Genomic DNA, 14,911 nt, shown 5'->3' with positions numbered 1-14,911 from the left:
GATGGCCCGCTTCATGAATGATGCTGCGACGCGCGCATGCGCAGCGCGCGGGCGGCGAATTCATCGGAATCGCGCTGCTCGCGTTTGGCTTCCACGCGCGCCTGCACGGCGTCCTGGCGCGACTGCAGCACCTCGTACGAGCCGAGCTTCTGCTTGGTGCGCAGCCACTCGGGCTTCGTGGCCTCGACGCGCTGCGTCGCCTGCTCGAGCAAGCGGCGCTGCTGCTCGATGGCGGCGTCGAGCGTGTCGATGAACGCCTGGAAGTTGCGCACGTTGCCCGCGGCCATGCCCTTGCGGGCCGACTCGGTGAAGCGCGTATGGTACTCGTCGCGGTAGTCGATCAGCGACTTCAGCTGCTTCTCGATCTCCGCGCGTTCGCGCTGCACGCGGCCGAGCTTCTGCGTGGCGGCGTCGACGTCGTCCTGCGCGAGGCCGATCAGGGTCTGCAATGCGGTCTGCCGGGTCATCATCTATTCCCCTGTCCAATGAGCGCGCCGAGCATATCGACGCTCTGATCGTAGTTCGCGCTTTCGCGAAAGCCCTGCTGAAGAAAGGCCTCGATGCGCGGATAAAGTGCAATGGCGCGGTCGAGCACGGCGTCGCGCCCGCTCACGTACGCGCCGACGTTGATGAGATCGCGGTTGCGCTGGTAGCGCGAGAGCATCTGCTTGAACGCGCGCGTCTGGTTCAGATGCTGGTCGTCGATCAGCGCCGTCATCGCGCGGCTGATCGACGCTTCGATGTCGATGGCCGGATAGTGACCGGCTTCGGCGAGCGCGCGCGACAGCACGATGTGGCCGTCCAGAATCGCGCGCGCCGAGTCGGCGATCGGGTCCTGCTGGTCGTCGCCTTCGGTGAGCACGGTGTAGAACGCCGTGATCGAGCCGCCGCCTTCGGGGCCGTTGCCGGTGCGCTCGACGAGCGCGGGCAGCTTCGCGAACACCGAGGGCGGATAGCCCTTGGTCGCGGGCGGCTCGCCGATCGCCAGCGCGATCTCGCGCTGCGCCATCGCGTAACGCGTGAGCGAATCCATCAGCAGCAGCACGTGCTTGCCCTGATCGCGGAAATATTCGGCCAGCGAGGTCGTGTACGCGGCGGCCTGCATGCGCAGCAGCGGCGAGACGTCGGCCGGCGCGGCCACCACCACCGAGCGCGCGAGCCCTTCCTCGCCGAGGATCTGCTCGATGAATTCCTTCACTTCGCGGCCCCGCTCGCCGATCAGTCCGATCACGATGACTTCGGCGCTGGTGGCGCGGGCCATCGTGCCGAGCAGCACCGATTTACCGACGCCCGAGCCCGCGAACAGGCCCATGCGCTGGCCGCGCCCGACCGTGAGCAGCGCGTTGATCGCGCGCACGCCGACGTCGAGCACCTTGTGGATCGGCTCGCGGTTCAGCGGGTTGATGACGGGCGCGGTGAGCGGCGCGTCGGCTTCCGTGTTGATCGGGCCGAAGCCGTCGAGCGGCTTGCCCGAGGCGTCGACCACGCGGCCCAGCATGCCCCAGCCGACCGGCAGGCGCTTGGCGCCCGCCATCGGATCGGCGATCGGCGCGCTTTCGAGCGGCCACACGCGCGCGCCCGGCAGCAGGCCCGCGACTTCGGTGGTCGGCATCAGGAACAGCTTGTCGCCGGAAAAGCCCACCACTTCGGCTTCGGCCATCGGCAGCGAGCTGCCCGGCGGGAGTTCGATCACGACTTCCGCGCCCACGGCGAGGCGCAGGCCCACGGCTTCGAGCACGAGACCGGCGGCGCGCGTGAGGCGGCCGCAGCCGCGCAGCGGCAGCGCGAGGGCGTTGCGCTCGCGCACGCTGTTCAGGCGCGCCTTCCAGCTCGCGTGATGCGGATTGTCCGGGTCGAAATTCGCGGGCGGCGTGTACGGAGCCGGCGCGGGCGCAAGCACGGGTTCGGGCGCGAGGCCTGGTGCCGGGCTGTCCGGCGCGGCGGGCAGGCCGGCGAGACGCTCGGCCGCCGCGCCCATGTCGGCGGAAAAATTCGGTGCGGGAAAGTGCGGCAGGTCGGGCAGCACGAATTCGGAGTCGCCGTCGACCAGCATGCCGTCGGTCTGGGCCGCGTCGTGCACGCCGGGGCCGAACGAGGCGAGCGCCAGTTCCTGTTCGAGCGGCGTGAGGCCGCCCGTGTGGATCGCCTGATGCACGGTCTGATGCAGCGCCGAATTCACCATGGCCGCGCCTTCCCGAGCGCTGCGGCGACGCGCTCCCAGCGCGTGCCGATGCCCGCGTCCGTCTCGCCGGTGGCGGCCTGCGCACGGCAGCCGCCGCGTTCCAGCGAGGCGTCGGTGCGCACGGTCCAGCCGCGCGCCTGCAAATCTTCGAGGAGATAGGCCTCGACCACCGGCAGATCGGCCGGGCTCACCACCAGTTGCGGCGAGCCGGACAACTGCGGCTCGTGCGCGAGCACTTCACGCGCCGCGGCGAGCAGCGCCGTCGGGTCGTGCTGTACATGCTGGCGGACCACCTGCTGGGCGATGTCGAGCGCCAGCTCGACGAGCGTTTCGGCCACGCCCGCTTCGGCGGTCGTCAGCGCGTCGGAAAAACGTTGCGCGATCGCCGACAACTGCGCCGCCACGGCGCGCGCCTCGCCGAGTCCCTGTTCGAAACCCTGCTTCTGGCCCTGGTCGTAGCCGGCCTGGTAGCCGAGCGCCTGGCCCGCCACGTGGCCGGACGTCAGACCGGCCTGGTGGGCGTTGTCGCGGATACGCTGCAGTTCCGCCTCGAACTCCGCCGTTTCGTCCGGCGTGGGCGGCGGCGGGGGAGGCGGAGGCGGATCGAAGCACGCCATCTCCCAGCGCTGATACGCCGAGAGTTGACGGTGCAACGGTTGTGAGGCTTCGTCAGACATAAGCGTCTTCTGCCTTGCCGCCGATCACGATCTGGCCGCTTTCGGCGAGGTTGCGCACGATCTGCAGGATACGCCGCTGCTGCGCTTCGACTTCCGAAACGCGCACGGGGCCGCGCGCGTCCAGGTCTTCGGCGAGCAGTTCCGCGGCGCGCTGCGACATGTTCGCGAGGAACTTCTGGCGCAGCGCGGGCGGGGCGCCCTTGAGCGAGATGATGAGCGATTCGGACTCGACTTCCTTGAGCAGCAGCTGAATCGCGCGGTCTTCGAGATCCAGCAGGTTCTCGAACACGAACATCTGGTCGATGATCTTCTGGGCAAGCTCGGCGTCGTACTGGCGGACCGTTTCGATCACGCCTTCCTCGTGCTGGCTCGTCATGAAGTTCAGGATTTCGGCGGCCGTGCGGATGCCGCCCATCGGGCTGCGCTTGAGGTTGTCGCTGCCCGACAGCAGGCCCATGAGCACGTCGTCGAGTTCGCGCAGCGCCTGCGGCTGGATGCCGTCGAGCGTGGCGATACGCAGCAGCACGTCGTTACGCAGACGCTCCGTGAAGCAGGAGGCGATTTCGGACGCCTGATCGCGGTCGAGGTGAACCAGGATCGTGGCGATGATCTGCGGGTGCTCGTTCTTGATGAGTTCCGCGACCGAGCCCGAGTCCATCCACTTCAGGCCTTCGATACCGCTCGTGTCGCCGCCTTGCAGAATGCGGTCGATCACCGCACCGGCCTTGTCCTCGCCGAGCGCCTTGGTCAGCACGCTGCGGATGTAGTCGTTCGAGTCGAGCGACAGCGCCGTGTGCTGCTCGGCTTCCTTGACGAACTCGTGCAGCACCGCGTCGATCTCTTCGCGCTTGACGTTCTTCAGCGCGGCCATCGCCGCGCCGATCTTCTGCACTTCGCGCGGCCCGAGGAACTTGAAGACCTGAGAGGCCTCTTCCTCGCCGATCGACATGAGCAGCAGTGCGCTCTTGACAGCTCCTTCAGCGCTCATCGTTCACCCAGCTCTTGACAACGGTTGCGACAATCTTCGGATCCTGGCGCGCGATGTTGCGCGCGAATTCCAGGTTGCGTTCGAACTTCTGTTTCTCGTTTTCGAGGGCCAGCAGATCGCTGTCGCCCTCGACCACGCCGCCCGTGCCTTCGATCTTCTCGACTTGCGGCAGGCCGTCCAGCAGGAGCGGCTCGGCGTCGCCCCCGAGCGCCGGGCCCGCGGCGGCGGCAACCGGTTCCGGCGGCGGGAAGGCGCGGCGCAGCGCCGGCTTCACCATCACGAAGTACAGGAACAGGGCCACCGCGCCGATGCCGAGCCAGGTTGCGATCTGCTTGGCCAGCGCGATCATGTCCGGCTGGCGCCACCACGGCAGGTTGGCGTTCGGATCGACGTCGGTCTGGAACGCGGCGTTGACCACGTTCACCGAGTCGCCGCGCTTGATGTCGTAGCCCATCGCGTCCTTCACGAGCTGTTCGACCTGCGCGAGCTTCTGTGCGTCGAGCGGCTGCATCGTGGCGTGACCCTTGGCGTCCACCTTCTGCTGATAGTTCACGATCACGGCCACCGAGAGGCGCTTGATGTCGCCCGGCGACTGCTGGAAGTGACGCACCGTCTTGTCCAGCTCGTAGTTCGTGGTGGTGTCGCGGTGATCCGAAATCGGCGTCGAGGCGGCCGCGCCGCTCGCGCCCGCGGGCGCGTTGATCGGCGCCGAGGCCGGCTGCGGCGGCTGGTTCGAGAGCGCGCCCGGCACGCCGCCCGCGCCCGACTGCTGCATGTCGGTGGCGATGTTCTGCTGCTGGCTGCGGATCGAGGCCTGCTGCGGATTGGCGTTCGGGCCGTAGTTCTCCGAGGTCTGTTCGAGCTTCGAGAAGTCCACGTCGGCGCTGACCTGCGAGCGCGCGTTGCCCGAGCCGAACAGCGGCGCGAGGATCGCGTCGATGCGCGACTGGGTGTCGTGTTCGATCTGGCGCACGTACTTGAGCTGCGAGGCGTCGAGGCCCGCGCTGGCGGCGCTTTGCGTGAGCAGATTGCCGTCCTGGTCGACCACGGTGACGTTGCGCACCGGCAGATCGGGCACGGCCGACGAAATCATGTGCGTGACCGCGGCCACCTGGCCTTCGTCGAGCACGCGGCCCGGATACAGATTGACGAGCACCGACGCCGAAGGCGCTTCGCGCTCGCGCACGAACACCGAGGGCTTCGGAATGGCCAGATGCACGCGCGCCGACTTGACGCTCTGGATCGACTGGATGGTCTGTTCGAGTTCGCCTTCGAGGGCGCGCTGGTAATTGACCTGCTCGGCGAACTGGCTGATGCCGAACTTCTGGTTGTCCATCAGTTCGAAGCCGACCGAACCGTTCTTCGGCAGGCCTTGCTGCGCAAGGCGCAGGCGCATTTCGTTGACCTGCTCGGACGGCACCAGAATGGCGCCGCCGCCGTCGGACAGCTTGTAGGGCACGTTGGCGGCTTGCAGCGCCGTGATGATGGAGCCGCCGTCACGGTCGGACAGGTTGCTGTAGAGCACCTTGTAGTCCGGCGCGCGCGACCACAGCACGAGGCCCGCGACCACCGCGACGAGCACGGCGACGGCGACGATCAGCGGCGCACGCGGGTTGCCGCGCACGCTGCGCAGCGACGAGAGCGAACCGAGGCGCTGCGCGAAGCCGCCGCCCAGGTCGTCCGCGGCGCCGGATGCCGCGCCACCGGCGCCTGTGGCGGCGCCGCTGGTGGCGAGGCCCATGCGGGCGTCGGGGTTGATCAAAGAGTTGGCAGACGAATCCATGCGACGGGTTTCTCCGGGAGACTTGCACGTCCCTGCGGCGCGCGCGCGGCAGAGACTTTCACGACAGGGATTATCCGAGAGCCGTGGCAAGCCGATTGCGCGAATAGAGCCGGGTTTTCCCCCTAGTTTCGGGGCTGCTCAAAATGTCCGACTGCTATATTTCTCGCAGACTCGGCACCCTGCGTACGCGGACCGGGTCCGGGGGCGTCGCCCCCCGCGCACCCGGACCGGGGTTGCGCGGGCCGCCGCCGCCGCGCAACTCTCTTTATCGTGGAGCAAACATGACGGTGCCAGTCAACCCACTCACGTCGGCGCTAGCGCAGATGCAGGCCATGGCCGCCCAGGCCGCGGGCAGCGCCACGGCGGCTGAATCCGGCTCGGGTGCGGCGAGCGGCGGCGAGTTCGCCGCGGCGCTCAAGGCGTCGCTCGACAAGATCAGCGACGATCAGCAGAAGGCCGTCGGCGAGTCGCAGGCGTTCGAATTGGGGGCCAGCAACGTTTCGCTCAACGATGTCATGGTCGACATGCAGAAGGCCAATATCGGCTTCCAGTTCGGCCTGCAGGTGCGCAACAAGCTCGTCGCGGCCTACACCGACATCATGCAGATTCAGGTGTAAGCCGGGACGCGCGAACCCCTTCCGACTGTCAGCCCATTAAAGCTTCTCCTCATACTTTCCGATAACACGGCTAGAACCGGTTCGCGCGCCTACGGGCGGCGCGGGTCCGGACGCACCGATTCCACAGCCGCACGTTCGAAGGAGAAGCGCCGATGTTTTCCCCTGCCCAATCTGGAGCCAACGCCTATGCACGCGTCGGTGTCGAAACGGGGATTATGGGCGCCAGTCCGCACAAGCTGATCGCGCTCCTGTACGAAGGCGCGCGCAAGGCGATTGCGCAAGCCCGCCTGCATCTGCAGATGGGCAACGTGGGGCCGCGTGGCGAGGCGATCGGCAAGGCCATCCGGATCGTCGAAAGCGGGCTTCAGCTGGCGTTGAACGTCGAGGCGGGCGGGGAAATCGCGCAGCGCCTGAATGCACTCTACAGCTACATGACGCGACGTTTGCTCGAAGCGAATATTCAACAGAGCGAGTCCATGCTGGTCGAAGTCGATGGCCTGCTGGCAACGCTCGAGGAAGCCTGGTTGGGGATTGCGCCGGAGGTGGAACAGATGGCCCAGCAGCAGCGGGCATCCGGGCCTTCGTCCGGCTCATTGACGAGATGAGTTCGAAAGCAGACTACTTCGCCCACTATGAAGCGATCGCGGCAGTGTCTGGGCAGATGCTCAGCGCGGCGCGCGGCGCACACTGGAACGATCTGATCGGCCTCCAGGAGGAATACCGCCACCTCGTCGAAGCGCTCAAGGACGCCGATCTCGGCGTCCGGCTCAGCACCACCGAGCGCGCGCGCAAATACGAGCTGATCCGGCAGATCCTCGCCGACGACGCAGCGATCCGCGACCTCGCGAGTCCGTGCATGGCGCGCCTGTCGGCGCTCTTTCAAGGCACGGCGCAGCCCGCGCGGGTCCTGCAGGAGCTGTACGGCGCGCGCTAGCCGCAGGCCGCGGCGGACCTGCCGGCGCAGCGCGCCGGGCACCGCCCATTCTGGAACGTCCCCTGAAACCGGCTGACGACGTCGGCGCCCCGGACCGGGAGCCGAACCCGGCCACTGAACTGGCCCCACGCTCCGCATGAACGGAATCGACACGAGCGCCGCCGCGCTGATCGCGAGCCGCGTAGGCGCGCTGGGCCCGACCGGCGCGCAAGGCAGCGCCGGCACCGCGCAGGCGGGCGTGTCCGCGCTGGCGGGCGGCGTCACCGCGCTGCCCGAGGCGCAGGCCGTCAATTCGCCGCAGGCGTCGGCGCAAACCGAGCTGTCGGCCGTCGCGCTCGCGCTCGACGCGATCATCCGCTCGGGCGGCGACGCCACGCCCGCCGTGGTCGGCAGCGCGCCCGTCTGGGCCAATCCGGGCGCCGATCCGGGCGCCGATCCGGGCGCGGCCGCCAATACCGCCACCAACGCCAATTTGCCGCTGCCGGGACTCGCGCAGGCCGAAGCCGCGCTCGAAAGCGCCTTGCTCGCGGATCTCGCGGCGACGGCGCAAGCGGGCGCGAATGGCGTGAACGGGGCGGCTGGGGCAACCGGAACGACCGGCGCGGCCAACGCCGCCGATGCCGCGAATCAAGCCACACCAGGCAACGCCGCGCAGGCCACCGGCAACGCACAAGGCACGCAGGGCGCCGCGCTCGCGGCCCAATCCGGCCCCGTGGCCGCGCTGACGGCGGCGCTCGCGCAGACGGTCGCGTCGAGCGGCCTGTTCTACGAATCGCATCTCGCGCAATGGCTGCAAGGCCAGCGCTCGCCCGCCGAACTCGCCGACGAACCGCAGAACCGGCTCGCGGGCACGCAATTGCCGCTCGACTGGAGCAGCGCCGCCGACGACATCGACGACGTGTTCTGGACCGACGTGCCGTCCGCCTCGCAGACGGCCGCGCGCGCCGCCGCCGATGCGGCGTCCGCCCAGCCGCGCAACACCGCCGGCACGACGGGCGCCGACGCGGGCAACGCCGCCTCGCAGAACGCCGCGCGCGCGAACACCTTGCTCGGCGACACGCTGCTGCCCGCGCTGCACACCCAGGCGGGCACGGCGGCGGGCGTCCATCAGGCGCTGCTGCCGATCGTGCGTCAGCAACTCGATCTGCTCGCGACCGGCGAATTCCGCTGGACCGGCGAGGCGTGGCCCGGCGTGCGTCTCGACTGGAGCATCCAGCAGGAAGACTACGACGCCCACGAGGTCCACAACCAGCGCGGCCCGCGCCGCAGCGCCGACGACGACACGCCGTGGCGCACGCGCCTGACGCTCGCGCTGCCGTCGCTCGGCACCGTCGACGCGGAACTCACGCTCACCGGATCGGCGCTCGCCGTGCGCGTGCAGGCCAGCCCCGGCGGCGCGCAGCAACTGACGGCGCACAGCGAGGTGCTGCGCGGACGCATCGCGGCGCTCGGACTCGCGCTGGCCGGATTGTCGATCCGCGAAATCGGCGGTGGCATCGCCGGTGGTGCAGGTGGAGCAGGCGGCGCGGGTCAGGCCGCCCGCGCCGCCGACGCTTACGCGCACCATGCGGCGCAGGCCGAACAGGCCGAACAGGCGGCAGCCGCTGCGGCGACGCACGCCTACGCGGACGCGTCCGCCGATGCGGTGTCGGATGCGCATCCGGCGTCGTCAACCGACTGGGAACTGGGATGAGCCGCACGAACCGCAAGAGCGCCGCGGCGCTCGCCTACGACGACGCGGCTTCGCCCGACGCCGCGCCGCGCGTGGTCGCGAAGGGCTACGGCCTTGTCGCCGAGATGATCGTGCAGCGCGCGAAGGAAGCCGGCCTCTATGTGCACGAGGCGCCGGAAATGGTGTCGCTGCTAATGCAGGTCGATCTGGATTCGCAGGTGCCGCCGCAGCTTTATCAGGCGGTGGCGGAACTGCTCGCCTGGCTGCACGGGCTCGAAGTCGCGGGCAACGCGCAAGCCGCCGCCGCTGCCGCCGCGAATGGCCAGCAATCAGCCGCAGGCGCGGCGGGCGCGGCCCGCAACACGCCCGATCCGAAATCGCTGTCGATCAATCCGTTCCGCTTTCCGGCCTTGCCGGAGTGAGGCACGCGACGCCAGGCCGCTGGCTTCAGAACCGCAACATCACGCGAATCAGCGTGTTGAACAGCTTGCCGTAAGGCGGCGCGATCAGCCCGCGCGCGTTCAGGCGCGCCTGGGTGAACACGGGTTTCATCTTCGAGAAGGTCTGAAATCCCTCGTAGCCGTGATACGCGCCCATGCCGCTCGCGCCCACGCCGCCGAACGGCAGCCCCTCCGCGGCGATATGCATCAGCGTTTCGTTCACCGACATGCCGCCCGCCACGGTCTCGTGCGTCACGCGATCGACCGTGCGCGCGTCGTCGGCGTAGAGATAGAGCGCGAGCGGACGCGGACGCGCGTTCACGTAGCGCAGCGCCTCGTCGAGCGTGTCGTAGGGCACGATCGGCAGCAGCGGCCCGAAAATTTCCTCCTGCATCAATCGCGTCGAGTCGGGCGCGTTCGTCACGATCACGGGCGCGAACTGGCGCGTCGCGGCGTCGCGCGGACCGAGCGGATGCAGTTGCGCGCCCGCGGCCTGGGCTTCGTCGGCGAGCCGTTCGAGGCGCTCGAAATGGCGCGGCGAGATGATCGAGGTGTAATCGCGGTTGGTCGCGAATTGCGGATACAGCGTCTCGAAGCGCGTGCGCGCGCGGGCGATGAACGCCGCTTCGCTGCCGCGCGGCAGCAGCACGTAATCGGGCGCGATGCAGGTCTGCCCGGCGTTGAGCGTCTTGCCGAGCAGCAGGCTGTCGACGGCGTAGTCAAAGCGCGCCTGCGTGCCGATCAGCGCGGGCGACTTGCCGCCGAGTTCGAGCGTGACCGGCGTGAGATGGTTGGCCGCCGCGCGCATCACTTCGTGGCCGATGCGCGTCGAGCCCGTGAACAGCAGATGGTCGAACGGCAGCGCGCTGAAGGCCGCGCCCACGGCCGCGTCGCCGTTCACGACCGCCACGTGGTCGGGCGCGAAGGCCTGCGCGATCAGATCGGCGAACAGCGCGGACGTGCGCGGCGTCAGCTCCGACATCTTGATCAGCGCTCGGTTGCCCGCCGCGAGCGCGCAGACGAGCGGACTCGCGCCCAGCAGCAGCGGATAGTTCCACGGCACGACGATACCCGCCACGCCGAGCGGCTGCGGCACGACTTTCGCGCGGCCCGGCGCGAGCCACTTGCCCGTGCGGCGGCGCTGCGGACGCATCCAGCGCTCGCCGTGCTTGAGCGCGGCGTCGATTTCCTGCTTGAGCACCACGAATTCCGCGAGCGCGACCTCGGCTTTCGAGCGCTGGCCGAAATCCGCGTTCATCGCGTCGGCGAGCGCGTCCTGATTCGCGAACAGCACGTCGCGCAGCGTGCGCAGATGACGCGCGCGCGTGCTCCACGCCGGAAACGGCTCGCGCAGGAAGGCTTCGCGCTGCGTGGCGAGCAGCGCGGCGAGCGTGTCCGGCGTGTGCTCGCCGGTTGTGCTCGCGGCACTTGCGCCGGGAGCGGGCTGCGGAGCAAGCGTTTCGGGCAGATCCTGCTTCATGGTCGGTCCTTGATGGAGTGAGGCGCGCGGGCGCTCGTGTTGTTGTTATCGCTGCTCATCGCACCAGATAGTCGGCGGGCAGCGCGCGTTCGATCAGCGCGGCGTGGTCGAAGCGCGCGGGCAGCGTGCCGAACACGCGGTCGCAGTCGGCGGCGTGTTCGTCGAGCCGCGTGGCGATGAACGCGTCGGCGACCTCGGGCGGTCCGGCGCGCAGCAGCATCGCCTGCGCGATCAGCACGATCTGCTGCGCGATGCGCCGCGCGCTCGCCTCGCGCGATCCCGGCGCGCCGTTGAGCAGCGCCGCGAGCCGGTCGAGCGCGGCTGTGAGCACGAGATGATCGGCCGCTTCGCGACGCCACGCAAGAAAGAGCGCCTGGGCGGCGTCGGCCTCGCGTTCGAGCGCGCGCAGCACGTCGAGACACATCACGTTGCCCGACCCTTCCCAGATCGAGTTGACGGGCGCCTCGCGGTAGAAGCGCGCCATCGGCCCTTCCTCGACGTAGCCGTTGCCGCCCCAGACTTCCATCGCCTCGCCGGTGAACGCGAGCGTGCGCTTGCAGACCCAGAACTTCGCGGCGGGCGTGACGATGCGCCGCCACGCGAGCGCTTCGAGCGCTTCGGCGCTTTCCTCGCCGGGCTGCGCCGCCTGCGCGCTCTGCTCGAATGCGTGCGCGAGGCGCATGAACAGCACCGTCGCGGCTTCGGATTCGAGCGCGAGGTCGGCGAGCACGTTCTGCATCAGCGGCTGCTGCGCGAGCGGACGGCCGAACGCGCTGCGATGGCGCGCGTGATGGATCGCCTGCACGAGCGCCGCGCGCATCAGCGCCGCGCTGCCGATCACGCAGTCAAGCCGCGTGAAATTCGCCATTTCGATGATGGTCGGCACGCCGCGGCCTTCGTCGCCGATCATCACGCCCTCGGCGTCGAAGAATTCAACTTCGCTGCTCGCGTTCGAGCGGTTGCCGAGCTTCTCTTTCAGACGCTGCACGTTGACGGCGTTCTTCGTGCCGTCCGGCAGGAAGCGCGGCACGAAGAAGCACGAGAGGCCGTCGTGTTCGGTCGTGCGCGCGAGCACGAGGTGCGCGTCGCATTGCGGCGCGGAAAAGAACCACTTGTGGCCGGTCAGCAGATAGCGCGCGCCGCGTCCGCTCTGCGCGCCCGCCGGACGCGCTTCGGTGCGGTTGCTGCGCACGTCGGAGCCGCCCTGCTTTTCGGTCATGCCCATGCCGATCATCATCGAGCGCTTGTGGGCGAGCGGCACGTCGCGCGGGTCGTGCTCGCGCGTGTAGAGCTTGTCGCGCAGCGTCTCGAACAGCGCCGCCTCGCGCTGTAGAACCGGAATGCTGGCGAACGTCATGGAGAGCGGGCAGAGCGAGCCCGATTCCAGCTGCGCGTGCAGAAAATAGCCCGCGCAGCGCGCGGCCATCGCGCCGGGACGCGGCTCGGAGAACGGCAGCGCGTGCAGGCCTTCGGCGCGCAGCAGCGCGAGCAGGTCGTGCCAGGCGGGATGAAATTCGATGGCGTCGATGCGCTCGCCGCGCGCGCTGTGCGTATGCAGTTCGGGCGCGTGGCGGTTGGCGAGATCGGCGAGCGCCTGCACCTCGGCTTCGCCGAGCTTGGCGCCATGACGCGCGAGCGCATCGCGATGCCACTGCGCGCCGGCGCGCGCGAGCGCTTCGCCGAGCGCGGCATCGGTGGAAAAAAGGTTGTAATCGGCGAGCGGCGGCGCCTGATTCGTGACTTCGTGCGTGGTGCCGGAGCGATGCTGGCGCGACGCGGCGTCGGTCGCCTCGGTCGCGTCAGGTGCGCTGGCCGGGTGCGTCGGGGCGATTGGGTTCATCGAGGCGGTCTCCATCGGCGGCGCGCGTCGGGCGCGCGGTGTCATCGTGCCTGATCTGACGAAAAGCCCACGCGCGGCGTGCGCGCGAGGCCGTCATGCTCGTTCGTGATGCGCACCGATGGCGGCCCGCGCCGCACGCGTCCAGACTATATGCGCAGTCTGGACCCATGCGGCGGGCCGGTTACTGGGCGCTCCAGCGCTCCCTGTGCTGCTTGCTGGAATCGTTTTTGTAACCGCCGACGCCGGGCGCCGGACGGTCCTTCATGTTAGTCGCCAATGAGACATCGTGTAATGGCAGGATTAGAGGGAACACTCTGAGATAAAAGCTGACCCCGGTGCCTGACACTTCCTACAATCGGCCACAAACGTGAAATCGAACGAGCGTGCAACTAGGGTGCCTCAAGCGCCGCCCGGCTGCAACGCGAGATAACGCGACGTCCGCGCGACGTCCGCGAGACATCCACGAGACTGAGAGGCAGCGTCCGCTGCATGGGCTGAAGGCACGCGCGCGAGCGCCGGGCCGCGCCAACAGGAGGAGACATGCAATACGACTACGTGATCGTAGGTGGCGGTTCGGGCGGCGCATCGCTGGCGGGACGCCTCGCCGAACGCTGTCCCGACGCGAGCATCGCACTGATCGAAGCCGGTCCGCACACCGAGCGCAATCTCTTCGTCAACATGCCGATGGGCGTGGCGGCGCTCGTGCCGTTTCGCAACAAAAACAACTACGCCTATCAGACGGTGCCGCAGCCGGGCCTGAACGGACGACGCGGCTACCAGCCGCGCGGCCGCGGCTTCGGCGGCTCCAGCGCCATCAACGCGATGATCTACACGCGCGGCCATCCGCTCGACTACGAAGAATGGGCGCGGCTCGGCTGCACGGGCTGGGCGTGGGACGACGTGCTGCCGTACTTCCTGCGCGCCGAGGACAACGCGCGCGGCGCGAATGCGTGGCACGGCGCGGGCGGCCCGCTCGGCGTGTCCGATCTGCGCGAGCGCAACGCGGTCGCGGAGCGCTTCGTGCAGGCCGCGCTCGAAGCGGGTTTCCCCGCCAACGACGACTTCAACGGCGCGCGTCAGGAAGGCGTCGGCTTCTATCAGGTCACGCAGCGCGGCGGCGAGCGCTGCACGGTGGCGCGCGCGTATCTCTATGGGACGCCGCGCCCGAATCTGCATCTGATCGCCGATGCCACCGTGCTGCGCGTGAGCTTCGACGGCGTGCGCGCGACCGGCGTCGACGTCGTGCGCGCGGGCCGCAGCGAGCGCATCGAGGCGCGCGCCGAGGTGATCCTCGCGGCAGGCGCGTTCAACACGCCGCAACTGTTGATGTGCTCGGGCATCGGGCCGGCCGCGCATCTGCGAGAACATGGCATTGCCGTGCAGCACGACGCGCCGGATGTCGGCCGCAATCTGATCGACCACATCGACTTCACTTATAACAAGCGCGTGCATTCGAGCGAGACCGTCGGTTATTCGCTGCGCGGCGCGGCCAGGATGGTGCCGGGCCTCGTGCGTTATTTGCGCGGGCGACGCGGCATGTTCACGACCAACGTGGCGGAGGCGGGCGGGTTTCTGAAAAGCCGTCCGGAGCTGGAGCGGCCCGATCTGCAACTGCACTTCTGCACCGCGCTCGTCGACGATCACAGCCGCCGCCTGCACTGGGGACACGGCTATTCGCTGCACGTCTGCGTGCTGCGCCCGGCGAGCCGCGGCACCGTCACGCTCGCGAGCGCCGATGCGCGCGAAGCGCCGGTGATCGATCCACGCTTTCTGTCCGATGCGCGCGACCTCGATCTGCTCGTCGAAGGCACGCGCATCGCGCGGCGCATTCTCGACGCGCCCGCGCTGCTGCGCATGGGCGGGCGCGAGATCTACACGCAGGCGGGGCAGAGCGACGCCGAGCTGCGCGCGACCATCGCCTCGCACGCCGATACGATCTATCACCCGGTCGCGACCTGCCGCATGGGCAGCGACGCGCAATCGGTCGTCGACCCGCAGTTGCGCGTGCGCGGCGCGACGCATCTGCGTATCGCCGACGCCTCGGTGATGCCGACGCTCATCGGCGGCAACACCAATGCGCCGACCGTGATGATCGGCGAGCGCGCGGCGGATCTGATCGTCGCGGCCCGACGCGAAAGCGCGTCCACGCACAGCGCGCAAATGACGGCCTGACACGCGCATTCTTTTCGCAAGCGAGCGGTGGTGCGCTCACTCGGACGAATCTCAAAGCACTCGGAAGACACGCGAAGCCAGCGAGACGCTCGACGTCTCGCTGGCTTTTTCAATTGACGAAAATTG

13 protein-coding genes are annotated in these 14,911 nt (G+C 69.0%); 6 read left to right on the top strand and 7 right to left on the bottom strand.

All coding sequences use genetic code 11. From position 1 onward, the window contains the following. Positions 1 to 11: 11 nt before the first annotated feature. The 5 genes from fliJ to fliF are packed head-to-tail and all read right to left on the bottom strand — an operon-like array spanning position 12 to position 5,630. Positions 12 to 467 carry a flagellar export protein FliJ gene (gene fliJ / locus BMY06_RS09240; RefSeq protein ID WP_065065665.1) on the bottom strand — a complete coding sequence of 152 codons (456 nt, stop codon included), beginning with the start codon at positions 465 to 467 and terminating at the stop codon, positions 12 to 14. After that, on the bottom strand, positions 467 to 2,182 hold the full coding sequence (gene fliI / locus BMY06_RS09235; RefSeq protein WP_065065633.1) for a flagellar protein export ATPase FliI: 1,716 nt from the start codon (positions 2,180 to 2,182) through the stop codon (positions 467 to 469). Before fliI ends, fliJ begins: the two co-directional genes overlap by 1 nt. Beyond that, positions 2,176 to 2,859 (bottom strand): flagellar assembly protein FliH, encoded by a 684-nt coding sequence (gene fliH, locus BMY06_RS09230; RefSeq protein WP_074982794.1) that lies wholly within the window; start codon positions 2,857 to 2,859, stop codon positions 2,176 to 2,178. The genes fliI and fliH overlap by 7 nt, the downstream gene beginning before the upstream one ends. After that, positions 2,852 to 3,847 carry a flagellar motor switch protein FliG gene (gene fliG, locus BMY06_RS09225; protein ID WP_065065635.1) on the bottom strand — a complete coding sequence of 332 codons (996 nt, stop codon included), beginning with the start codon at positions 3,845 to 3,847 and terminating at the stop codon, positions 2,852 to 2,854. Before fliG ends, fliH begins: the two co-directional genes overlap by 8 nt. After that, positions 3,837 to 5,630, bottom strand: coding sequence for a flagellar basal-body MS-ring/collar protein FliF (gene fliF / locus BMY06_RS09220; protein WP_074982792.1), 1,794 nt, complete (start codon positions 5,628 to 5,630; stop codon positions 3,837 to 3,839). The genes fliG and fliF overlap by 11 nt, the downstream gene beginning before the upstream one ends. Before the next feature lie 281 nt (positions 5,631 to 5,911). Between fliF and fliE the strand changes: the two genes are divergently transcribed. The 5 genes from fliE to BMY06_RS38085 all read left to right on the top strand — a co-directional run bounded on the left by fliE (position 5,912) and on the right by BMY06_RS38085 (position 9,275). Continuing rightward, complete coding sequence (gene fliE / locus BMY06_RS09215) at positions 5,912 to 6,247, top strand: flagellar hook-basal body complex protein FliE (protein ID WP_065065637.1); 336 nt, start codon at positions 5,912 to 5,914, stop codon at positions 6,245 to 6,247. Positions 6,248 to 6,399: 152 nt separating this feature from the next. Next, complete coding sequence (gene fliS / locus BMY06_RS09210; protein WP_074982791.1) at positions 6,400 to 6,852, top strand: flagellar export chaperone FliS; 453 nt, start codon at positions 6,400 to 6,402, stop codon at positions 6,850 to 6,852. Beyond that, on the top strand, positions 6,849 to 7,181 hold the full coding sequence (locus tag BMY06_RS09205; RefSeq protein WP_065065639.1) for a flagellar protein FliT: 333 nt from the start codon (positions 6,849 to 6,851) through the stop codon (positions 7,179 to 7,181). The genes fliS and BMY06_RS09205 overlap by 4 nt, the downstream gene beginning before the upstream one ends. Positions 7,182 to 7,317: 136 nt before the next feature. Further along, the gene (locus BMY06_RS09200) at positions 7,318 to 8,874 is read left to right on the top strand and encodes a flagellar hook-length control protein FliK (RefSeq protein ID WP_074982789.1); all 1,557 of its coding nucleotides are present in this window, start codon (positions 7,318 to 7,320) and stop codon (positions 8,872 to 8,874) included. Continuing rightward, on the top strand, positions 8,871 to 9,275 hold the full coding sequence (locus BMY06_RS38085; protein WP_080180615.1) for an EscU/YscU/HrcU family type III secretion system export apparatus switch protein: 405 nt from the start codon (positions 8,871 to 8,873) through the stop codon (positions 9,273 to 9,275). Before BMY06_RS09200 ends, BMY06_RS38085 begins: the two co-directional genes overlap by 4 nt. Positions 9,276 to 9,300: 25 nt before the next feature. Here BMY06_RS38085 and BMY06_RS09190 read toward each other — a convergent pair whose 3' ends face one another. Together BMY06_RS09190 and BMY06_RS09185 are read right to left on the bottom strand one after the other, a co-directional pair. Further along, the gene (locus BMY06_RS09190) at positions 9,301 to 10,773 is read right to left on the bottom strand and encodes a coniferyl aldehyde dehydrogenase (RefSeq protein WP_080180616.1); all 1,473 of its coding nucleotides are present in this window, start codon (positions 10,771 to 10,773) and stop codon (positions 9,301 to 9,303) included. A gap of 55 nt (positions 10,774 to 10,828) precedes the next feature. Next, on the bottom strand, positions 10,829 to 12,613 hold the full coding sequence (locus BMY06_RS09185; RefSeq protein WP_080180626.1) for an isovaleryl-CoA dehydrogenase: 1,785 nt from the start codon (positions 12,611 to 12,613) through the stop codon (positions 10,829 to 10,831). A 540-nt stretch (positions 12,614 to 13,153) separates the two neighbouring features. On the opposite strand from BMY06_RS09185, the gene BMY06_RS09180 reads away from it, so the two are divergent. Then, positions 13,154 to 14,785: a GMC family oxidoreductase gene (locus BMY06_RS09180; protein ID WP_074982787.1), complete on the top strand. Its 1,632-nt coding sequence runs from the start codon at positions 13,154 to 13,156 to the stop codon at positions 14,783 to 14,785. The last annotated feature ends 126 nt before the right edge of the window (positions 14,786 to 14,911 follow it).

Source organism: Paraburkholderia tropica, from assembly GCF_900109265.1.
Lineage (GTDB): Bacteria > Pseudomonadota > Gammaproteobacteria > Burkholderiales > Burkholderiaceae > Paraburkholderia > Paraburkholderia tropica.
This window is presented reverse-complemented; position numbering and strand designations above follow the sequence as displayed.